Here is a 22,477-nt window from a genome sequence, read left to right as displayed (position 1 = left end):
CGCTGCTTGTTCGATCGACTTGAAGGTGAGGATCATGAGTTTCAAAATCGCTATTATCGGCGCCGGCAGCGTCGGCTTCACGAAAAAGCTGTTCACCGACATTCTCTGCGTCCCGGAATTCCGCGATGTCGAGTTCGCGCTGACGGATCTGAGTGAGCACAATCTGACGATGATCAAGGCGATCCTCGACCGGATCGTTGAATCCAACAGGCTGCCGACGCGCGTCACCGCCACCACGGATCGCCGCAAGGCGCTGGAAGGCGCACGCTATGTCATCAGCTGCGTGCGGGTCGGCGGCTTGGAGGCTTACGCCGAAGATATCCGTATTCCGCTGAAATACGGTATCGATCAGTGCGTCGGCGACACGATCTGCGCCGGCGGCATTCTTTACGGCCAGCGCAACATCCCGGTCATCCTTGATTTCTGCAAGGATATCCGCGAGGTCGCCGAGAGCGGCGCCAAATTCTTGAACTATGCCAACCCGATGGCGATGAACACCTGGGCGGCGATCGAATACGGCAAGGTCGATACGATCGGCCTTTGCCACGGCGTCCAGCATGGCGCCGAACAGATCGCCGAGGTGCTCGGCGCCAAGGACAAGCGCGAGCTCGACTATATCTGCTCGGGCATCAACCACCAGACCTGGTTCGTCGACCTGCGCCTCAACGGCCGCAAGATCGGCAAGGACGAGCTGATCGCCGCCTTCGAGGCGCATCCGGTCTATTCACAGCAGGAAAAGCTGCGTATCGATGTGCTGAAGCGTTTCGGCGTCTATTCGACGGAGAGCAACGGACACCTGTCGGAATACCTGCCGTGGTATCGCAAGCGCCCCGACGAGATCAACAAATGGATCGACATGTCGGACTGGATCCATGGCGAGACCGGCGGCTATCTGCGTCACTCCACCGAAACGCGCAACTGGTTCGAGACGGAATTCCAGCAGATCCTCGACAGCGCCTCGCAGCCGATCGACCCGACACGGCGCTCCAACGAGCATGCCAGCCATATTCTCGAAGCGCTGGAAACCAATCGCGTCTATCGCGGCCATTTCAACGTCAAGAACAATGGCGTCATCACCAACCTGCCAAGCGACGCCATCATCGAGTCGCCCGGCTTCGTCGATCGCTTCGGCATCAACATGGTGGCGGGCATCACCCTGCCCGAGGCGTGCGCTGCCACCTGCATTTCTTCGATCAACGTTCAGCGCATGTCGGTCCATGCCGCCATCGGCGGCGACATCGATCTCTTGAAACTCGCCGTATTGCACGACCCGCTGGTGGGCGCCGTCGCCACACCGGAGGAGGTTTGGCAGATGGTCGACGAAATGGTCGTCGCGGAAGCGCGCTGGCTGCCGCAATATGCGCATGCCGTGGATGAGGCGAAGGAGCGCCTGTCGCGCGGCAAGGTCAAGACACGCGACTGGAAGGGCGCGGCGAGCCGCAACGTTCGCTCGATCGAGGAGTTGCGCGCAGAGAAAGCAGCCTTGAAACAGGCTGGCTGACGAACAGGCAGGCCGGGAGGTGAAGGTTGAGGCGGGATCTTAAGGGGATGTCCCGCTTCAACCAGCCATCTTTCGTTTCAAAGGAGGAAAGCGAGGTCTCGAACGGAACGCTCGCGATTTAGGGAGAGAGAAAAGATGAGACATTTTCGACCGATCGGCCTTCTGGCTGCGTTGACGATTGCCACATCCGCAATCGCGATCAGCGCCCATGCGGCCGAACCGACTGTGCCACCCGTTCCACCGGTCTTCCCGGCGGAAGGAAAGATCAAATATGTCGAGCGCAACTCCATTCTGGAGTTCAAGGCGCTGCCGGAATATCACGAGCCTGCCTGGGTGACGGAGAAGTTCGTCAAGACCGGCAAACTGCCGCCCGTCAAGGATCGTCTGCCGAAAGAGCCGCTCGTGTTCAAAACCGGCAACATGCCCGACGGCATCGGTGTCTATGGCGACACGCTGCGTCATGTCATCGGCGGCCGGCCGGAGGGCTGGAACTACGGCGCCGGCCAGACGCAGGGCTGGGGCGGCATCGACATCGGCCTTTCGGAGTGCCTGACGCGCACGGCTCCCCTGTTTCAGGTCGAGGCGAAGGATACCGAACCACTACCGAACCTCGCCAAGAGCTGGGAATGGTCCCCCGATGGCCATAAGCTCACCATGCACCTCATCGAGGGCGCGAAATGGTCCGATGGCGCGCCCTTCAACGCCGACGACATCATGTTCTACTGGGATGACGAGGTCATCGATCCGAATGTCTCGCCGCTTGGCGGCGGCGCATCGCCGGAAGCGTTCGGCGAGGGAACGACGCTGAAGAAAATCGACGATTACACGATCGAGTGGACCTTCAAGGATGCCTTCCCGAAACAGTATCTCTACACGATGGCCTACCCCAGCTTCTGCCCGGGCCCATCACATATCCTCAAGCCGCAGCACCCGAAATATTCCAAGAATACCTACGACCAGTTCAAGAACGCCTTCCCGCCGGAATATATGAACATGCCGGTCATGGGTGGCTGGGTGCCGGTCGAATATCGTTCCGACGACATCATCGTCATGCGCCGCAATCCCTATTACTGGAAGGTCGACGAAAAGGGCAATCAGCTGCCTTACCTCAACGAGTTGCACTACAAGCTCTCGACCTGGGCAGACCGCGACGTGCAGGCGGTTGCCGGCTCCGGCGATCTGTCGAACCTCGAGCAGCCGGAAAACTTCGTCGCCTCTCTGAAGCGCGCCGCACAGCCGGATGCTCCGGCCCGTCTCGCCTTCGGTCCCCGCCTCATCGGCTATAACCTGCAGATGAATTTCTCCGCCAATGGCTGGGGCAATCCGGACGCGCGTGCACAGGCGGTACGTGACTTGAACCGCAACGAGGATTTCCGCAAGGCCGTCACCATGGCGCTCGATCGCAAAGCGCTCGGGGAGTCGCTGGTCAAGGGACCGTTCACGGCGATCTATCCGGGTGGCCTATCCTCCGGCAGCAGCTTCTATGATCGCAATTCCACCGTCTATTACCCGTTCGATCTCGCTGCTGCGAAGGCCGAGCTGGCAAAGGCCGGACTGAAGGATACTGATGGCGACGGTATCGTCAACTTCCCAGCCGGCGTCAACGGCGGCAAGGATGTGGAGATCACCCTGCTGGTCAGCAGCGACTACACCACCGACAAGAGCCTTGCCGAGGGCGTCGTCAGCCAGATGGAAAAGCTCGGGCTACGCGTCATCATCAATGCGCTGGTCGGTCCTAAGCGCGACGATGCCAACTACAGCGGCCGCTTCGACTGGATGGTGCGTCGCAACACCACGGAGCTTGCCTCGGTCGTGCAGAACACCGAGCAGCTGGCACCGGTCGGCCCGCGCACAAGCTGGAACCACCGCGCCCCGGAAAGCGGACAGCTGGATCTGATGCCCTTCGAAAAGGACATGGTCGATGTCGTCAACAAGTTCATCACGTCGAAGGACAATGACGAACGCGTGGCGTTGATGAAGCAGTTCCAGAAGATCTCGACGGAGCATCTCTACAATATCGGCCTGACCGAATATCCGGGAGCTCTCATCATCAACAAGCGCTTCTCCAACGTTCCTCCGGGCACACCGATCTTCCTGTTCAACTGGGCTGAAGATTCCATCATCCGTGAACGCCTCTGGGTAGCGGCAGACAAACAGGGCAAATACGAGCTGTTCCCCGAGGAACTGCCGGGCGCCCCGGGCGGCGCCGGCCCGATCAAATAAGGTTCCAAACGACCCCATGGCAGCCGGCATGACGCCGGCTGTCGTGGAAATCCGAAGCATTCCAGCGATCAGCATCGCCGGACAAACATGAACCGCTGGCGCATATCGTCCTCACCGGATCGCGATTGTCGACAGCATCAAGAGAAGCGAACCGTCCGATGTTACGATTCCTGCTCGTTCGCATAGCGTCCGCCGTTCCCGTGCTCCTGATCCTGAGCGTGGTGACCTTCGCCATCATCCAAGCCCCGCCGGGCGATTATGCCGATTACATCCGCTCGCAACTGATAAACCAGGGCGGTGCGTCCTTCGAGCAGGCCGATGCCCAGGCGCAGGCCTATCGCAAGGAACATGGCTTGGACAAGCCGATGATCGTCCAGTATTTCAACTGGATCGGCGGCATCGTCACCAGGGGCGATTTCGGCTACAGCATGGTCTACAACAAGCCGGTGGCCGATGTCGTCGGCGAGCGCCTGCCGCGCACCCTGGCCTTGGCGCTGGTGTGCCACATCCTGGCATCGATTCTCGGCATCGGCTTCGGCATATGGGCGGCGACGCGGCAATATAGCTGGATCGACAATCTGCTTGCCGGCATCTCCTTCCTCGGCATGACGGTGCCGCGCTTCCTGATGGCGCTGATCATCGTCTATCTCCTCGTCTTCCAGCTCAACGTCTCGGAGATCGGCAGCTTCTTCTCGCCGCAATATGGCGGCGCGCCCTGGTCCTGGGCCAAATTCGTCGATCTCGTCAAGCATGTCTGGCCGGTCGTCGCGATCGCCACCTTCGGCGGCCTCGCCTACAATATGCGCATCATGCGCGGCAACCTGCTCGATACGCTGAATGCCCAATATGTCGAGACGGCGCGCGCCAAAGGCCTTTCCGGCGGCGCCGTCGTCATGCGCCATGCCGTACCGAATGCGCTGCATCCTCTGATCATGTATCAGGGCGTGGTTCTGCCCTATATGCTGACCGGCGAGATCGAGACCGCGATCATCTTCACGCTGCCGACGGTCGGGCCGGCGATCGTCGGCTCGATGGCGGTCGGCGACGTCTACGTGACCGCAACCTTCATGATGGTGCTTTCGGCAACCCTCATCGTCGGCAACATCATCGCCGACGTGTTGCTTGCCCTGCTCGATCCACGTGTGCGCCAACAGGGAGGGATCCACTGATGCTGGCCTTCAGCAACGCCCCGCCGCCGCCCGAAGAGAAGATCAAGCAGAAGAGCGGCAACGAGAGCTACATCGCGCTGGTCTGGCGTCGCCTGAAGCGCTCCTGGACCGGCATGGGCGGCCTTACCCTCGTCGTCCTGCTCCTGCTGATGGCGATCTTCGCCGAATTCATCGCACCGCTCGACCCGAAGGCGACCGATACCGGCTTCGCGCCGCCGCAGGTCATCAGCTTTCACGACAAGGATGGCAACTTCGTCCTCCAGCCTCGGGTCTACGCGCTTGCCGAGACCAGCGATCTCGATCCGGTCACATTCCAGCCGATCGTCGGACCGGATTACGATCACCCTCGCCTGCTTGGTCTCTTCGTCAAGGGCGACCCCTACCATCTCTTCGGCCTTATCCCCGGTGACCGGCATCTCTTCGGCGCCACCGATGGCGGCCCCGTCCATTTCCTCGGCACGGACAAATTCGGCCGGGATGTGCTGTCCCGCGCCATTTACGGTTCGCGCATCTCCTTGATGATCGCCTTGACGGTGGTTGCCATCGTCACCGTCGTCGGCACTGCTGTCGGCATGATATCCGGCTATTTCGGCGGCACGCTCGATGCCTGGATCCAGCGTTTCGTCGAAGTGGTACTGGCTTTCCCGCAGCTGCCGCTCTACCTGGCACTGACCTCGCTGATCCCAGTGACGGCTCCGACCAACGTCTTCCTCGCCTTCGTCATCATCGTCATGTCGGCGCTCGGCTGGGCGCAGATGTCGCGCGAGGTGCGCGGCAAGACGCTGGCTCTGGCGCGCATCGATTATGTCCGGGCGGCCATGGCGGTCGGCGCGACCGATCGGCGCATCATCCTGCAGCATATTTTCCCGAACGTCATGAGCCACGTGATCGTGACCGTGACGCTCGCGATCCCGAGTGTCGTGCTGCTGGAATCCTTCCTCGGCTTCCTCGGCTTTGCCGTCAAACCGCCGCTGATCTCCTGGGGTCTGATGCTGCAGGATACGTCGACCTATTCGGTCATCGGCTCCTATCCCTGGATCCTCACGCCCGTCGCTTTCGTTCTCGTTACCGTCTTCGCCTTCAATGCCCTTGGCGACGGCCTGCGCGACGCGATCGATCCCTATTGAGAGGAGAATGGATATGGCTCTTGCACTCGTCAATTCCTTCGCTCCCGACACGCGGCTCGATGCCGCGAACAAGACAGCCGCGCCCGTCATCGACGCCCGCAACATTGCCGTCAAGTTCAAGGTCGAGGACGGCATGGTCGATGCTGTCAAGGACATCACCTTCCAGCTTTATCGCGGCGAGACCATCGCCATCGTCGGCGAATCCGGCTCGGGAAAATCGGTGACCGCCCGCACCCTCATGGGCCTGCTGACCAAGCGCGCCGTCGTCTCCGACAAGTCCGCCGTGCATTATGATGGCAAGAACGTGCTGAAATTCTCCGAGCGTGCGCGCCGGCAACTGCGCGGCGACCGCATCTCGATGATCTTCCAGGAGCCGATGAGCTCACTCAATCCGATCTACACCATCGGCAGCCAGATCGTCGAAGCGATACGAGTCCACCGCAAGGTCAGCCGCCGCGACGCCGAGAAGCGGGCACTCGATCTCCTGAAGCAGGTGCAGATCCCCGATCCGGAAGCGCGGCTGAAGCAATATCCGCACCAACTCTCGGGTGGGCAGCGCCAGCGCGTGATGATCGCCATGGCGCTCGCCAACGACCCGGACGTACTGATTGCCGACGAACCGACGACGGCGCTCGACGTCACCGTGCAGGCGCAGATTCTGAACCTCATCCGCAACCTGCAGAAGCAGCTCGGCATGGCCGTGATCCTGATCACCCACGACCTGACGGTCGTGCGCCAGTTCTCCGACTATGTCTATGTGATGCAGCATGGCGAAATGCGCGAGCACAATACGACGGAGGCACTCTTTGCGCGCCCGCAGCATCCCTATACACAGCACCTGCTGACTTCGGAGCCGCGCGGACAGGCAAAGCCGCTGCCGCCGAACTGCGACACGATTCTCGAAGGCAAGGCCGTCAAGGTGGCGTTCATGCTGCGGCACGGCAGCTTCTTCAAGCCCGACATGCGCGAACTCGTCGCCGTCGACAGCCTCAATATCGAGCTGCGCCGCCACGAGACGCTCGGCCTTGTCGGCGAATCCGGCTCGGGCAAGACCACCTTCGGCCAGGCGCTGCTGCGGCTGATCGATGCCGATGGCGGCGAGATTTTCTTCGACAGGCAGCCGATCCATGGCCGGTCTCGCGCCGAGATGCGGCCTTTACGCTCGCGCATGCAGATCGTCTTTCAGGATCCTTTCTCGTCACTCAATCCACGCATGACCATCGGCCAGATCATTTGCGAGGGGCTGGTGGTCAACAATCTCGGCGCCAACAAGGCCGAGCGCCTGGAGCGCGTTAAGGAAGCGCTCGTCAGCGCCGGCATGCCGGCCAACATTCTCTCGCGCTTCCCGCATGAATTTTCCGGCGGCCAGCGCCAGCGCATCGCAATTGCCCGCGCCATCGCGCTCGAGCCGGAATTCATCCTTCTCGACGAGCCGACCTCGGCGCTCGACCTTTCCGTTCAGGCCCAGATCATCGACCTCCTGCGAAAGCTGCAGGATGAGAAAGGTCTGAGCTATCTCTTCATTTCCCACGACCTCAAGGTCGTCCGCGCCCTTTGCCACCGCGTCATTGTCATGCAGCACGGCAAGATCATGGAGGAAGGGCCGGTCGAACAGGTTCTATCGCATCCCAAGACGGCTTACACCGAACGCCTTGTCAGAGCGGCGTTCGAGGTGGCTTCATAGCATTCAGGAGATTTTGACATGACAGGCACTCCCAAGATCACATTCATCGGAGCCGGTTCGACCGTCTTCATGAAGAATATCATCGGCGACGTCTTGCAGCGCCCTGCCCTGGCTGGCGCCAGAATCGCGTTGATGGACATCAATCCGCAGCGGCTGGACGAAAGCGCCATCGTTGCCCGCAAGCTTGCCTCGACACTTGGCGCTCCGGCCACTGTCGAGACCTTCACCGACCAGCGCAAGGCGCTCGACGGCGCGCACTTCGTGGTCGTCGCCTTCCAGATCGGCGGCTACGAGCCCTGCACCGTTACCGATTTCGAGGTGCCGAAGAAGTATGGCCTGCGCCAGACGATCGCCGACACGCTCGGCGTCGGCGGCATCATGCGCGGTCTGCGCACCGTTCCGCATCTCTGGAAGATCTGCGAGGACATGCTCGCCGTCTGCCCGAATGCGATCATGCTGCAATATGTCAACCCCATGGCGATCAACACCTGGGCGATCGGCGAGAAGTACCCTAATATCAAGCAGGTCGGCCTTTGCCATTCCGTGCAGGGCACGGCCATGGAACTGGCCCACGATCTCGATATTCCCTATGACGAGATCCGGTATCGTTCCGCCGGCATCAACCACATGGCCTTCTATCTCGAATTCGAGCATCGTCAGCCGGATGGTTCTTATCGCAATCTCTATCCCGATCTCGTCCGCGCCTATCGCGAAGGACGCGCGCCGAAGCCTGGTTGGAACCCCCGCTGCCCGAACAAGGTGCGCTACGAGATGCTGACCCGTCTCGGCTATTTCGTCACCGAAAGCTCCGAGCACTTCGCCGAATATACGCCCTATTTCATCAAGGAAGGCCGCGAGGACCTGATCGAGAAGTTCGGCATCCCGCTCGACGAATATCCGAAGCGCTGCATCGAGCAGGTGGCGCGCTGGCAGAGCCAGGCGGAGGAATATCGCACGGCGGAAAAGATAGAGGTCAAGCAATCGAAGGAATATGCCTCGTCGATCATCAATTCGGTCTGGACCGGCGAACCTTCGGTCATCTACGGCAATGTCCGCAACAATGGCTGCATCACCTCGCTGCCGTTCAATTGCGCGGCGGAAGTCGCCTGCCTGGTCGACGCCTCCGGCATCCAACCGACCCATGTCGGCGACCTGCCGCCGCAGCTGACGGCCCTGATCCGCACCAACATCAATGTGCAGGAGCTGACGGTCAAAGCCTTGATGACTGAAAATCGCGAGCACATCTATCACGCTGCGATGATGGATCCGCACACGGCAGCCGAGCTCGGTCTCGACCAGATCTGGTCGCTGGTCGACGAGCTGCTGACAGCCCACGGCGACTGGCTGCCGGAATGGGCGCGCGGCAATCGCAAGGTTCAGGCCGCCTGAAGCCTCTCTCTCCCGGCTTGCGGCCCAAAGGCCCCGCGGCGCTGCTGCGGGGCCTTACGTCTTTAACCGAATTGAAGAAAGTGAAAATCCAAAACGTGGGCGAATACCGCATCGATAACGGATGGCAAAGCACATTTGCCTGGGTTAGAAAACACACGCAGTTTGGAGGAGACGAACGACATGACGAGCTCAGACACATTCACCACCGGAACATTCGTCGGCCGCATCTGGCGCCCGGATGTGGAAGGCCCTGCCCTCGTCACCGTTCGGGACGGCACACTATACGACATCACCTCGAAGGACGCGCCGACCATGCGCGACCTTCTGGAAAAAGATGATCCGGTGGCTTTCATTCGTGCACAGAAAGGCGAAGCCATCGCCAAACTCGACGATCTGCTTACCGCCAAGGCCAACCACTTGGTCATCCATCTTCTCGCGCCCATCGATCTGCAGGCGATCAAGGCCTGCGGCGTCACTTTCGCCCGCTCGATGCTGGAGCGCGTCATCGAGGAGCGTGCCGCCGGAAATCCGGATCTTGCCGAAGCGATCCGCGGCAAGGTGACCGCGCTGATCGGCGACAGCCTGCGCAACTTGAAAGCCGGTTCACCGGAAGCCGCCAAGGTCAAGGCCGCACTGATCGAGGAGGGTGTGTGGTCGCAATATCTCGAAGTCGGCATCGGACCGGATGCCGAAGTCTTTTCCAAATCGCAGGTCATGTCCTCCGTCGGGCAAGGCGCGGATGTCGGCCTGCATCCGATCTCCAAATGGAACAATCCAGAGCCGGAAATCGTGCTCGCCGTCGACAGCCAGGGCCGAGTCAAGGGCGCCACCCTCGGCAACGACGTCAACCTGCGCGATGTCGAGGGCCGGTCCGCGCTATTGCTCGGCAAGGCGAAGGACAACAACGCCTCTTGTTCGATCGGCCCCTTCATCCGCCTGTTCGACGAAACCTACGGCCTGGACGACGTGCGCTATGCCGATCTCGACCTGAAGGTCGAAGGCGAGGACGGCTATGTGCTGCATGGGCGCTCCTCGATGAAGGAAATCAGCCGCGATCCGCTGGATCTCGTCTCCCAGACCATCGGTCGCCATCACCAATATCCCGACGGCTTCGTGCTGTTCATGGGAACGCTATTTGCTCCCGTCGAGGATCGCGACACGCCCGGCCAAGGCTTCACCCACAAGGTCGGCGACATCGTTACCATCTCCAACGACAAGCTTGGAGCGCTGCGTAACCGCGTGCTGCTGTCGACCGAATGCGCGCCATGGACGTTCGGAACTTCGCATCTGATGCGCAACCTCGCCAGGCGAGGATTGATCTGAGACCTTGAAAAAGGACGGGAGTTGGCTGTCCGCTTGGAAGACGGCATGGACGAGACGGGGCAAGAGAGTGCGGTTTCATGAGAACCGCGATGTCCGTTCTCAATGGGAATCGAACCGACGGCCCGTCATCTTGATTTCTCAGGGCAACAGATTTGTCGAACCAAAGAGCCGGAGAAAGTCGCTCAAAATCAGTCTAAACACCCCAGCATTTTTCCATGCAGCAATCTCGCCATTGTAATAACAACCAATGCTATTTTATTTTAGCAATGCAATCTGCGCTCGACTGTGTCCTCACGCCAGATCTTCTTACCGCATATTGAGTGGCGATACCCAAGACACCTTTAAACACTCACCATCTAAACTCGTTGCTGCGCGATTTCTTGATTACGACGTCGTATTCGTGATACGTTAGATGTTCTTTCGCACCGGTGAGGTCGTCTTGTTGGACGAGGTTTGCGATGAGGGTCGTCAGCGGATTTATGGCATGCCTTTTACTCTGGACGCCGCTCGTCTATGCAGACCCACTGCATGACGCCGCCCAGACCGGCGATCGAGAGCGCGTCGCGCAATTGATCGCGGCCGGCATCGATATCGGCGTCCCGAACGAGTCCGGTGAACCGCCCCTGCTCATTGCTGCGCTCGCCGGGCATAAGGATATAGTCGCGCTATTGCTGGAAAACGGTGCCGATATCGAATGCCGTAACAAAGGCGGCCTTACCGCGCTGCATGCCGCCGCCTACGGCGGACATCTCGACGTGGTCGAGCTGCTGGTGTCGAAAGGTGCGAAAGTTAATGACGACCAGAACTTCTACCACATGTCACCGCTGCATGCTGCTGCCGAGGAAGGGCAAGCCGATGTGGTAGCCTTCTTGGTGGCGCACAAGGCCGACCTGGAAGCGAAAGAGCGTAACGGCTACACGCCGTTGACCCAGGCCGGATGGCGGTCCCACTGGGATACCGTTGGACTGCTACTGAAGGCTGGAGCGGTCTGCCAAAAGGCTGATCTCGTTGGCGACTGGCTCTTTGCCGAATGCACCAAGCGCCAATAGCACCACTTCAACTGCCCGAAAAGGGAGGACCGATACATGTCTCGCAAACAGGCAGGACCCGCCGCACTGATCTTCGCAGGCTTGGCAATCGCCATTGCCGCGCCGGTCTGCGCCGAGGAGCCGGTCAACACCGGCTATTTCGGTGATGTCGCGATCAAGGGATACGATACGGTGGCATATTTCAGTGAAAACAGGGCCGTACAGGGATCCTCGGCCTATTCGCATCGCTGGCTGGGTGCCGAGTGGCATTTCGCCAGCGCCAAGAATCGTGACCTGTTCATCGCCGATCCCGGAAAATACGCACCGCAATACGGCGGCTATTGCGCAGACGGCGTTTCCTTCGGCACGGTGACCACCAATATCGACCCTAATGCCTGGCGCATCATCGATGGCAAGCTGTACCTGAGCTACGATCCTGGTGCCGCCGACGGCTTCGAGAAAAAGCCGACAAAGGTCATCGACTCCAAGAAACATTGGTCGGAAGTTCAGAACACGTTGATTTCCGAAAAAATGCAAAAGGACTGGCAGCACACGCCGGCAGACTGATTTCATGGTGCCGGTGAAAAGAACATCAGTGCCTGAGGGGTCACGTGGACGTATTGGGCGTCGGGCTGTCCGGCATCCCTGTTCCTATAGACCTGCCCGCAGACCATGCGGTCCAGGAAATAGCCACTAAACCTCTCGCACAGCCTATTTCCCTTCACGTCGACCGTGCCGGTAATATTGGTATTGGCGCTCCTGTAGGCGGTGTTGCCTGCCTTATCAAAATACTGGACGAAGGTCGTTCCATTCTTGTGTTTTCCAGCCCAGGTCTTTCCGTCGATTAGATCGCGCAGCGCCTTCTCGTCGAGCCGATCGGCATCGCTCCCGACAAATCCGAAAGGCCATGCCGGAATACCTGCGGCCTTCAGCCCGGCGAGGTGATGCTCCAGTTCCGGTGGACGCCAGTAGTCGTAGAGATACCCGTAATAGGCGAGATTGCTTTCCGGGAAGAGTTCCAGAAGCTTGGCCTTCTCCGCCGCGCTTCGCACCCGGTCGCCATCAAAGCCATAAGCCGCTGTCAGATATTCGCGCGCCGGTTCGGCGTTCGGCAACGCGTCGCGCGCCGCTTCTATAAGAGGGATGGCACGATTATTGTCTCGCACCGTGTAGAGAACGATGCCCGCCAGCAGCTGGAAGCTCGGCGATGGCGCCGGATCAAGCCTGAGCGCCCTGTCGATTTCGGCAACCGCCTCGTAATGGCTTCCCGTTTGGGACAGGATCAACGCCAGGTTACCTGCAGCTTCAGCGCTGTTCGGCTGGGCCGCCACGGCCCGGTTTGCCGACTCCCGGGCTTCGACTTCCCTCCCATCGACCAGTTGCAACAGGGCGAGCACGGTATGGGCCCGCGCATTGTTCGGGTCAAGCTTCAGCGCCTGTCCCGCCGCATCATAGGCGATCTTGCGCGCCACCGCCGCCGACCAGAGAAAATTGTAATCGTTGCGCCAAACATCGACTGCGACGCGCGCGATCCCGGAGTGCGCGTCGGCAAAATTCGGATCGAGGTCGATCGCCTTCTGGTAATAGGAAAGCGTCCGGCGATAGGTCTCCACATCGCTGTAGAGCAGCCCTTCGTGCTCTGCGCGCATGTAATAGTCGTAGGCTTCGAGGTTATCGCTCGGGATCTTCTCAATCTGCGTGCGCTCGCCTTCGTTGAGCTCCACCTTCAGCGCCGAGATGATCTTGCCGGTCACATCGTCTTGAATTGCAAAGAGATCGGCATATTGCCGGTCGTAGCGTTCCCCCCACATGGAGAGTCCCGTCAGAGCGTCGATCAATTTCACATTGATCCGCAACTGCAGCCCCGCCCGCTGCAGCGTGCCTTCGAGCAGGTAATGCACGCCGAGTTCCGCCGCCACGTCCTTAGTCTTGCTCGTATCGCCCTTCAACGCAAAGACCGAATGCCTCGCAATGACAAAAAGCCCCGACACTTTGGAAAGTTCGGTAATCAGATCGTCCGTCAGCCCTTCGGCCAGGTGATCTTGCTCCGAATCGCCGCTGACATTGATGAAAGGAAGGACGGCGACCGACGGCTTGTCTGGCAGAGGATAGGCGAAGCGGCGGACGAACGCCGGCGTCTCACCAATGTCCAGCCTGTACCAGAGATAAGCGCCACCGCCGACAATCAGAGACAGTGCGATAGCCAGGACCGCGCCGCGGCGCACACGCTTGGGCAATTGCGGAAACCGGCGGGCCGCGGCCGGATCGAAAGCGACTCTGTAGACCCGGATCGGCTCGGCAATGCTCTTGACTTTCTGCCGCCCGAGCGAAATGAAGCCGACATCGATCTTCGTCTTCACCTGATCATAGGTCGTGCCGGAGATTGCGATACCGCCAGGTTCGGCCAGCGTCTGCATGCGATCGGCAATGTTGACTCCATCGCCGTGAATATCCTCGTCCTCGACGATGATGTCGCCGAGATTAACCCCGATGCGGAACCGCAGCGTCATGGCGCCGTCGGTGGCCGAATTCCGCTTCGCCTTCTCCCGCTGAATGGCGATCGCGCATTGCAAGGCGTCGACGACACTATGAAATTCTACGAGCAGCCCGTCGCCCATCGTCTTGACCAGCCGGCCGTGATGTTCGGCTATTCTGGGTTCGATGACATCATCCAGATCTGCCTTGAAGTTGCGGCGCGTCGCTTCCTCGTCGATCTGGCTCAGGCGGCTGTAGCCTGCGACGTCAGCGATCAGAATTGCTGCAAGACGGCGCTCCATGCCCCTCCCCGCCGACCGCGATGGCCCCTGCGGCGTATCTTACCCCAGGTCGACTGGCGAAGCCATTGCGCGAGGGCCATCCCGCATGGGAGACGTCTGTGGTTTTGCTCTTGAGGGATCCGAAGTTGATACCTGCGCCACCATTTACGACCGCTTCGATATGTTGACCCCGAAGCTCTGACGACGTTGAAGCATTCTCAGACTCGATAGACCTGTACGCCCGGGACGAATCGGAAATTCCGGCAGGAGGTTTTTAACCACGCCCCTTAATCGCACTTACACAATCACGTGATAATTCATGTGATGCAGCGCCTTGCGGACATGATGTCTCCTGCAGTCCCCTCTGACATGGTCTTTCCAATTCACATCTCGGACTTCTCATGTCGCTTCATCTCGCGGCTGGGCATGTGCGCGCTCAGACCTCTTCCGTATTTGCCGTAACTGCCTGCTTTCTTGCTGTTGCTCTCTTGCTGACAAGCCTGGTGGCGCATGTTGTTGCCACGATGACGCGCTCGATGAACGATATCGACGATGCCCGGGCGGGCCGCGCGGCCGAGGCCGGAATTGCAGCGCTGGTGTCGCGTCTAGGCGCCACCATCAGAGATAACGCCGTATGGGACGATGCCTACAACGCCATCGGCACCGCGACGGCCGCTGACTGGGCCTATGCAAACTGGGGAAAGGTCAGCGCGAACTATCCGCTATATGATGGCGCGATCGTGATCGGACCGGATGACGCAACACTTTCCGCCTACATCAAGGGCAAACCGGTCCAGCCCCGGGATCTTTTCGGCCACCCGTTCGACCGCCAAATCGTGGCCGCCGCCGGCCCGGGCCAGGATCCGATCGTGAATTTCATGAAGACGGAGAACGGCATTACTCTCGTCGCGTCACAGGCCATCCAACCGTACACGCCCGCCGCCGTGCTTCCGAAGCTAAGTGTGCTGAGCTTCACCAAGGACCTGACGCCTGAGATCCTGGACACGCTATCGGACGAACACGAACTCGAAGGATTGCACCTCACGCTCGCGCCCGAACAAGGCCTCCTCAACTGGCCAATCAAGGATATGAATGGCGCCCCGATCGCTTATCTCGCCTGGCCCGGCAAAGCGCCGGGAACCGCGGCGCTGTCCAAGGTTTCCCCTTATATCGCGACGGCCGTCGTCATTCTTGTCCTCTTCCTCGGCGGCGTTCTTTTGGCCGGCACGTCCGAAGCGCGGCGTCTGCGTCAGCTCGCGCAGACTGCCCACTTTGAAGCCAGTCATGATAGTCTGAGCGGCTTACTCAACAGACATGGGCTTCTGAACGCGCTGGATAGCATGAACGCATCGGCCGCAGCACCGCTGTCGCTCTACCTGATCGATCTCGATGGCTTCAAAGCGGTCAATGATGCCTGGGGGCATGCCGTCGGGGATGATCTGATCCGCATGATCGCGCAGGCGCTACCGACGTGCCATTCCGAAATTCTCGCCGCTGCAAGGCTTGGCGGCGATGAATTCGCGTTGGTGCAGGTCGGGCATGCCACATGCGGTGAGGTCGAGAAATCCATCCTCGCGGTATTTGGGGAACCCTTCAAGATCGACGGGCGGACGATCGAGGCAGACGCCAGTATCGGCGCGGCAATCTGTGCGGGGAACATGGCGCCTCTTGAACTTCTGCGCAGAGCCGACATGGCCCTTTATCGCGCCAAGGAAAACGGCAAGGGGCATGCGGTCGAATACAATCCCGGCCTCGATCAGGATCGTCAGCGGATCGCCGAAATGGAAGGCATGCTGAGACAGGCCATCAACAGTGGCGCAATCGAACCCGTTTTCCAGCCCCTGGTCTCCGCGGCAACGGGCATGACCACCGGTCTCGAAGCTCTGGCGCGCTGGCGTAGTCCGGCGGGAAGCATCAGCCCCGAAATATTCATCCCGCTTGCGGAAAAATCCGGCCTTATCGATGCTCTCGGCATCCATATGCTGCGAACCTCCATCGCTTGCGCGAAGAACTGGAGCGGTCTGACACTATCGGTCAACGTATCGCCCATCCAACTGTGCAATCCGGATTTCGGTGCGCAGGTGATCGCTGTCCTGCAGGAGTTCGCTTTCGATCCGACCCGTCTCACCTTGGAAATTACGGAGGGTGTTCTCATTAGCAATCCGGATCAGGCGCGGCGGTCGATCAATCAGCTCAAGAGCATCGGCATCAGGTTTGCGCTCGACGATTTCGGGTGTGGTTATGCAAGCATCGGCGCATTGCGGCAATTTGGGTTTGACCGCGTGAAGATAGACCGCTCGCTGGTATCCAGCGTGGAAGACGAGGGAAATGGGGTCGACGTTCTTCGCGCAACAATCTCCCTTGCCACGGCGCTCGGAATTCCGGTGACCGCGGAGGGGATCGAAACCGCCAATCAAGCGGCGATATTACGCGCCGCCGGCTGCGATCAGCTTCAAGGATATATGGTCGGCAAGCCCGTTCCAGCGGATGAAATCTCGCGAAGATTGCTTCGCAAAGATCAGTCACGCGAATATGCGGGCGTCGAATCCAGCCTGTCTGCCGCGCGGGGGTGATGATAGGAATTCCGAAGCGCGTGCCCTCCGTCGACGGCACGCGAGACGACGGCGACCACCGTACCGGTCTTTCGCAAAGAGACGGTCGGCAAGATGATGCCGCGGCTGAGTTCGATCGAGACAATGCCCGGCCACTATGGCGCGTAGGCCTGATGGCGGTTCCGGTCAATGCACGGGCGCCGGTTCCGCTTCGGATGCAGCCCGCTTATGGTGATCGGCGGCAAGCAGCATGTAGACGGCAGGCACCACGAAAAGCGTGAACAATGTCCCGATGGCAAGCCCCGCCGCGATCACGAGGCCCATGTTGAAGCGGGCGGATGCGCCGGCTCCGGTCGCCAGGATCAGCGGCACGACGCCCAAAACCATAGCGCCGGTCGTCATGAGGATCGGACGCAGACGAATGCCGCAGGCACCCTCGATCGCCTCCCGTTTGGTCTTTCCGGAGGCCTGCAACGTATTCGCCACCTCGACGATCAGGATACCGTGCTTGCTGATCAGCCCCATCAGCGTCACCAAGCCGACCTGCGTATAGATGTTCATCGTCGCGCCGCCGATGCCGAGGCTGATGAAGGCGAGCGCGCCCGCAATCGACATGGGCACCGACACAAGAATGATCAGCGGGTCGCGGAAACTGTTGAACTGCGCCGACAGCGCCAAGAACACAATGATCAAGGCTAGGGCGAAGGTGGTAGCCATGCCGCTGGATTCCTGCACATATTGGCGTGACTGGCCTCCGTAATCGACCGAGTACCCCTGTGGCAGCGTGCGCGCCGCGATCGACTTGAGGGTTTCCAGCGCATCGCCGACGGCGACGCCCGGGGCCGGCACGCCCGAGATGGTGGCCGAATTCAGCTGCTGGAAATGCGCAACTGAACGCGGCGTCGCCTGAAGCTTCGCCGTCGCGATCGCCGAAAGCGGAATCTTGTCGCCGTTCACGGTTGCGATTGGATAGTTCATGATCTGATCGATGGTCTGGCGCGAGCGCTGCTCCACCTGCGGTATGACCTGATAGGAGCGGTTGTCGATGCTGAAATAGTTGACGTAGCCGCCACCCAGCATGGCTGCGAGCGCCGAACCGACATTGTTCATCGACAGGCCGAGAGCCGATGCCTTGTTGCGGTCGATCTGGATCGAATATTGCGGATTGTCGACGTAGAGATCCTTGGTCAGGAAGATGAATTCACCGGATTTCTGCGCTTCCTGCAGGAACGTATTGGATACTTCGTTGAGCTGGTTGAAATCGCCGGTGCTGCCGATGGCGAACTGCACGGGCAAGCCACTCGCGCCAGGCAGCGGTGGTATCTGGAAGACCACCGCCTGTCCGCCGGCGATTTTTGCGAGGTCAGCCTGTACCAACGGCTGCAACTGGTCCGCCGTTCTGGTGCGCTGATCCCATGGTTTCAACACCATGCCCTCGAACGAGGTGCCGGGCACCTCGACCTGCAGGGTATGATCGGTTTCGGGGAAGCTGGCGAAGATCTTGTTGACCTGATCGGAGTTGAGCAGCTTTTGGTCAAGCGTCGCGTTCGGGGCATTCGTCATCTGCGCGGCGAGGAATCCCTGGTCTTCGTTGGGAGCCAGCTCGGTCTTGGCGCTGGTGTAGAGGAAATAGATGCTGCCGAGGACGATTGCGGCAAAGACCAACGCCACCGGCACAGTGTTCAGGCTGCCGTGCAGCATGCGCACATAGGGCCGGTGGATTTCAGAGAAGCGACGGTCGATGAAATCGGAGATTCGCTCCTCCCAGCCGCTGCGATCGGTCAAATGCGGCTTCAGGATGCGCGAACACATCATCGGCGTCAGCGTCAGCGCGATGATCATCGAAACGGTGACAGCGCCGACCAGCGTAAAGGCAAATTCCGTAAATAGAGCGCCGGTCAGGCCGCCCTGGAAGCCGATCGGCACATAGACGGCGACCAGCACGACGGTCATTGCAAGGATCGGCCCCACCAGTTCGTGCGCCGCGGCCAGCGCCGCTTGCATCGGCGGCGCCCCTTCCTCGATGTGACGGTTGACGTTCTCCACGACGATGATGGCGTCGTCGACCACGAGGCCGATCGCCAGCACCAGGGCAAGCAGCGTCAGAAGGTTGATCGAGAAGCCAAAGATCAGCATCATCGCGAAGGTGCCGACCAACGACAGCGGTATGGCGACGATCGGAATGGCAACCGATCGCGGTGAACCGAGAAAGGCGAACACCACGAAAATGACGATCACCAGAGCCTCGATCAGGCTCTTGACCACCTCATCGATCGACGTGGTGACGAAGGTGCTGGAATCGTAGACGATATAGCCTTGGAGCCCCTGCGGCAGCTGCGCCTGGATACTCGGAAACACGGCACGTACACCGGCGATCACATCGAGCAGGTTTGCCGTCGGCGTAATCTGGATGCCCATGAACACGCCATCCTGTGCATCGAACCGGATCTGAACATCCGGATTTTGCGACCCCAGCACGACGGTAGCGACATCCTTCAGGCGAACGATCGTGCTGCCGATCTGCCTGACCACCATCTCCCTGAATTCATCAGCCGAATGCAGATCGGTCTGTGCCGTCAGCACCGTCTGAGTCATCTGGCCGCGCGTCGTGCCAACGCCGGAAATATAGTTGTTGTTTGCGAGCGCCGTCGCGACATCCCCGGCCGTTAATCCATAGGCAGCGAGCCTATCGGGCTTCAGCCAGGCTCTCAAGGCGAAGGTTCGCGCGCCAAGGATTTCGGCTGTCTGAACGCCATTGACCGCCTGCAGCTTAGGCTGAACCACGCGCGTCAGATAGTCGGTGATCTGGTTGCTGGCCAGAACATCGCTGCGGAAGCCGATATACATCGCATCGATCGACGTGCCGATGGAAACCGTCATGATGGGCTGTTGCGTGCCGTTCGGCAGCTGGTTGAGAACCGAGGATACCTTGGCATTGATTTCCGTCATCGCCGCGTCGGCACTGTAGTTGAGGCGCAGGTTGACGGTGATTGTCGATGTGCCGCTGGTGCTTGAGGATGTCATGTAATCGATGCCGTTCGCCTGGGCGATGGCGTTTTCGAGCGGCGTCGTGATGAAGCCGGCGATGACGTCGGGTGCCGCACCGGGATAGGTGGTTGACACCGTGACGACGGCATTCTGGGTCTGCGGATATTGACGGACGGTCAGCGTACGGAACGACTGGTAGCCGATCACGACAATCAACGCGCTCACCACGAGGGCAAGGACAGGGCGCCGGATGAAGATATCGGTGATATTCATCGCCACACCTCAGTTGGGGTTTGCCGGATTTGCGTTGGGATCGTTCGACGGCTGTACATCATTGTTGATGATGACAGGCGAGCCGTTATTGAGCTTCAATTGGCCGGAGGTCACCACGACTTCGCCCGCGTTTATACCTTTGATCACCGCGATCTGATCGCCGCGCGCCTGCCCGGTGCTGACGAACTTCTGACTGGCGACGAGCTGCGGCTTTCCATCCGGCATCTTGCCTTTATCGGTCACCACATAAACCACGTTGCCATAGGGATTGACGGTGACGGCAGTCTGCGGCAGAGCGATATACTCTCTCGGTTCACCCACCACCACAGAAACACTGCCGAACATGCCGGGCAAGAGCTTACGGTCGGCATTAGGAAACGTTGCACGGATGGTGATGTTACGGCTCTGAGTGTCGACCAACGGGCTGATTGCCGTGATCTTGCCATCGAAGGTCTGGTTGCCATAAGCGTCGACCGTCGCCGTCACCGCTTGGCCGACCTTCAACTGCGATAGGGCTTGCTGCGGCAGCGAGAAATCGAACTGGATCGGATCGAGCGATTGCAATGTGACGACTGCGGTTCCGGGCGCCAGATATTCGCCGAGGCTGACCAGCCGGATACCGAGGTGTCCATCGAAGGGTGCACGGATCGAATATTGATCGATCAGCGCCTGTTGCGAGGCGACCTGCGCCTGCGCAGCCTTCCATGTGGCCAGATCGCTATCCACTTGGCTCTGCGCAATGGTATTTGCCTTGATCAGCTTGGAATCGCGCTCATAGGCGATCTGCGCATTTGTCGCCGATGCCTGGTATTGCTGCAGCGTTGCGATCTGCTGGTCGGCAAGCAGCTGGACGATGAGATCGCCCTTCTTGACATCCTGGCCGTCCTGAAACCCGATCTTCTGAACGATGCCCTGGACCTGCGCCGAGAGATTGGCACCCTCGACGGCATTGAAGCTGCCTATGGATTGCAGCGTGGTCTGCCACGGGCTCGTTGCCGCCGTGATGGTGGAGACCGTCTGCGGTGGCGCCTTGAGATTAGCCAGATACGCCGCGATCATACGGTTCTTGAATGCCTGGAAGCCGAAAATCCCGCCCAGGATCAGGCCTATGACGATCAGCATGATCACCATGCGTTTTATCATGACTGGTAACTCTATTTTTCGGGAACGGGTCGCTGAGAATTCTGCTGACGTCGGCTCTGGCGAGGCTCACGAGAGGCCTTTCCACGCCAAAGTTGTCGCATCCTTGCTGGCGCCTGCGATCGGCGCCAGCTTTGAAAGCGATCTTGATCGGGGTTGGCTGGATCGCGGGATACGGCACATCTATGTCGATAGCCGCCGAACAACATCTTTCGGCCGCCGTATGCAGCATCGACTTCATCATGATTGAAGCTGGTGGCGTCCAAGTCGGCCGTCCTCAGCAAACAGACCAGTCAAACGTCATTCGCACGCCTCTGCTTCTGATTCAGCACGAGTTTTTACGATCCGAATTACGATAGCCAATTTGCTATGTCCGAACCATATTTAGTAGAGTCCTGAATAAAGGCAATAATGGTACCGAAACTATCAACGTCCGGCGGAAACAAACTCGCCCGATCACTATTCCGTGCAGTCTGGCGAAGCCTCCCAGTCAATGTCGCAGAGAGCCGATCCTACCTTATCAGGCCGAGCCGAATGGCGATCGCAATGGCATTGGTTGTATTTTTTGCTTCGAGCTTGTCGCGAACCGAGCGCAGATGCTTTTCGGCGCCGTGATGGGTGATGCCCATCCGCACCGCGATCTCATGATCCCGCAAGCCATCCGCGGCCAATTGCAGCGCACGTCTTTCCCTTGGCGTGACCCCCTTCAGCAACGGAAGCTGATCCAGGTCCCTAAGCTGGAAGGCACGGTCCACTGCAAAGGTCGCCAGCAATTGCAGGCCGCCGCGCTCCTGCTCCTTGATTTCGAGATGTTCACCGCCGATGGAAAAGCCTATCACGGTTCCATCGAAAGTCTGCAGGGCGATGGTGAAACCCTCGCGCAAACCAAACTCTCCGGCTTCCCCCATGACATCGCGCGCCCTCGTATTCTGCAGTCTCCAACCCTCTATATCCCGCCAGAAGAACGGGGCATGCTGCTCCTTGACCATGTCTATCGTCGGATCGTGGCGCAGATAGTCATTACTGAAATAACGAGAGATCCAATCGGTCGGCCACGCATTGAGAAGAATATGGCCGACTTGCTGCCGCTTCGTGTCGCCGATCGGCGGCATTGTGCCCGCCAGCACATTTGTCGCGCCGAAGCGGCTGATATAGACGAGCACCAACCGCAGGATGTCAGCCTCGGTCTGCGCCGCCTCCATCGCGGTTATCAAGGCAGTCGTTTCTTCAAGCAGATGCGCCGGCATCGTTTCCGCGGAAGGTGACGAGGAATGCGTCTTCATACTGATCTCACAGACTAGTCGAAAGCTGGAAGGACTGTTTA

Annotated in this window: 15 protein-coding genes; 11 read left to right on the top strand and 4 right to left on the bottom strand. The window is 59.7% G+C overall.

Annotated elements, in window-relative coordinates:
- The first annotated feature begins 34 nt into the window (after positions 1-34).
- From DQ393_RS25875 to DQ393_RS25835, 9 genes are all read left to right on the top strand, one after another.
- Positions 35-1,501 carry an alpha-glucosidase/alpha-galactosidase gene (locus DQ393_RS25875; protein ID WP_112345173.1) on the top strand — a complete coding sequence of 489 codons (1,467 nt, stop codon included), beginning with the start codon at positions 35-37 and terminating at the stop codon, positions 1,499-1,501.
- A gap of 135 nt (positions 1,502-1,636) precedes the next feature.
- Positions 1,637-3,724: an ABC transporter substrate-binding protein gene (locus tag DQ393_RS25870; RefSeq protein ID WP_112344560.1), complete on the top strand. Its 2,088-nt coding sequence runs from the start codon at positions 1,637-1,639 to the stop codon at positions 3,722-3,724.
- Between the two features lie 158 nt (positions 3,725-3,882).
- Entirely contained in the window at positions 3,883-4,893 is a 1,011-nt protein-coding gene (locus tag DQ393_RS25865) for an ABC transporter permease (RefSeq protein ID WP_112344559.1), read from the top strand.
- A complete protein-coding gene (locus DQ393_RS25860; RefSeq protein ID WP_112344558.1) occupies positions 4,893-6,020 on the top strand; it encodes an ABC transporter permease in 1,128 nt (375 codons plus the stop codon). The genes DQ393_RS25865 and DQ393_RS25860 overlap by 1 nt, the downstream gene beginning before the upstream one ends.
- A 13-nt stretch (positions 6,021-6,033) precedes the next feature.
- Positions 6,034-7,704: an ABC transporter ATP-binding protein gene (locus DQ393_RS25855; protein ID WP_112344557.1), complete on the top strand. Its 1,671-nt coding sequence runs from the start codon at positions 6,034-6,036 to the stop codon at positions 7,702-7,704.
- Positions 7,705-7,722: 18 nt separating this feature from the next.
- The gene (locus DQ393_RS25850; protein WP_112344556.1) at positions 7,723-9,093 is read left to right on the top strand and encodes an alpha-glucosidase/alpha-galactosidase; all 1,371 of its coding nucleotides are present in this window, start codon (positions 7,723-7,725) and stop codon (positions 9,091-9,093) included.
- A 180-nt stretch (positions 9,094-9,273) separates the two neighbouring features.
- Positions 9,274-10,416, top strand: a complete 1,143-nt coding sequence (locus DQ393_RS25845) for a fumarylacetoacetate hydrolase family protein (protein ID WP_112344555.1) — start codon at positions 9,274-9,276, stop codon at positions 10,414-10,416.
- 458 nt (positions 10,417-10,874) lie between these two features.
- Complete coding sequence (locus DQ393_RS25840; protein WP_112344554.1) at positions 10,875-11,465, top strand: ankyrin repeat domain-containing protein; 591 nt, start codon at positions 10,875-10,877, stop codon at positions 11,463-11,465.
- Between the two features lie 36 nt (positions 11,466-11,501).
- Entirely contained in the window at positions 11,502-12,011 is a 510-nt protein-coding gene (locus DQ393_RS25835; RefSeq protein ID WP_112344553.1) for a YHS domain-containing (seleno)protein, read from the top strand.
- Between the two features lie 2 nt (positions 12,012-12,013).
- Here the strand turns inward: DQ393_RS25835 and DQ393_RS25830 are convergent, their stop codons facing one another.
- Positions 12,014-14,221 carry an adenylate/guanylate cyclase domain-containing protein gene (locus DQ393_RS25830; RefSeq protein ID WP_112344552.1) on the bottom strand — a complete coding sequence of 736 codons (2,208 nt, stop codon included), beginning with the start codon at positions 14,219-14,221 and terminating at the stop codon, positions 12,014-12,016.
- A gap of 380 nt (positions 14,222-14,601) precedes the next feature.
- Between DQ393_RS25830 and DQ393_RS25825 the strand changes: the two genes are divergently transcribed.
- Positions 14,602-16,773, top strand: a complete 2,172-nt coding sequence (locus DQ393_RS25825) for a bifunctional diguanylate cyclase/phosphodiesterase (protein ID WP_112344551.1) — start codon at positions 14,602-14,604, stop codon at positions 16,771-16,773.
- A gap of 165 nt (positions 16,774-16,938) precedes the next feature.
- On the opposite strand, the gene DQ393_RS25820 is transcribed toward DQ393_RS25825, so the two are convergent.
- Both DQ393_RS25820 and DQ393_RS25815 read right to left on the bottom strand, forming a co-directional pair.
- A complete protein-coding gene (locus DQ393_RS25820; RefSeq protein ID WP_112344550.1) occupies positions 16,939-20,013 on the bottom strand; it encodes an efflux RND transporter permease subunit in 3,075 nt (1,024 codons plus the stop codon).
- Positions 20,014-20,022: 9 nt separating this feature from the next.
- Complete coding sequence (locus DQ393_RS25815; protein WP_245430458.1) at positions 20,023-21,144, bottom strand: efflux RND transporter periplasmic adaptor subunit; 1,122 nt, start codon at positions 21,142-21,144, stop codon at positions 20,023-20,025.
- Between DQ393_RS25815 and DQ393_RS33235 the strand changes: the two genes are divergently transcribed.
- The gene (locus DQ393_RS33235; RefSeq protein ID WP_145644310.1) at positions 21,122-21,403 is read left to right on the top strand and encodes a hypothetical protein; all 282 of its coding nucleotides are present in this window, start codon (positions 21,122-21,124) and stop codon (positions 21,401-21,403) included. The genes DQ393_RS25815 and DQ393_RS33235 overlap by 23 nt on opposite strands.
- A 262-nt stretch (positions 21,404-21,665) precedes the next feature.
- On the opposite strand, the gene DQ393_RS25810 is transcribed toward DQ393_RS33235, so the two are convergent.
- On the bottom strand, positions 21,666-22,436 hold the full coding sequence (locus DQ393_RS25810; RefSeq protein WP_162737003.1) for a helix-turn-helix transcriptional regulator: 771 nt from the start codon (positions 22,434-22,436) through the stop codon (positions 21,666-21,668).
- Positions 22,437-22,477 lie beyond the last annotated feature (41 nt).

Source organism: Martinezella tropici, from assembly GCF_003287875.1.
GTDB classification, from domain to species: domain Bacteria; phylum Pseudomonadota; class Alphaproteobacteria; order Rhizobiales; family Rhizobiaceae; genus Rhizobium; species Rhizobium tropici_C.
This window is presented reverse-complemented; position numbering and strand designations above follow the sequence as displayed.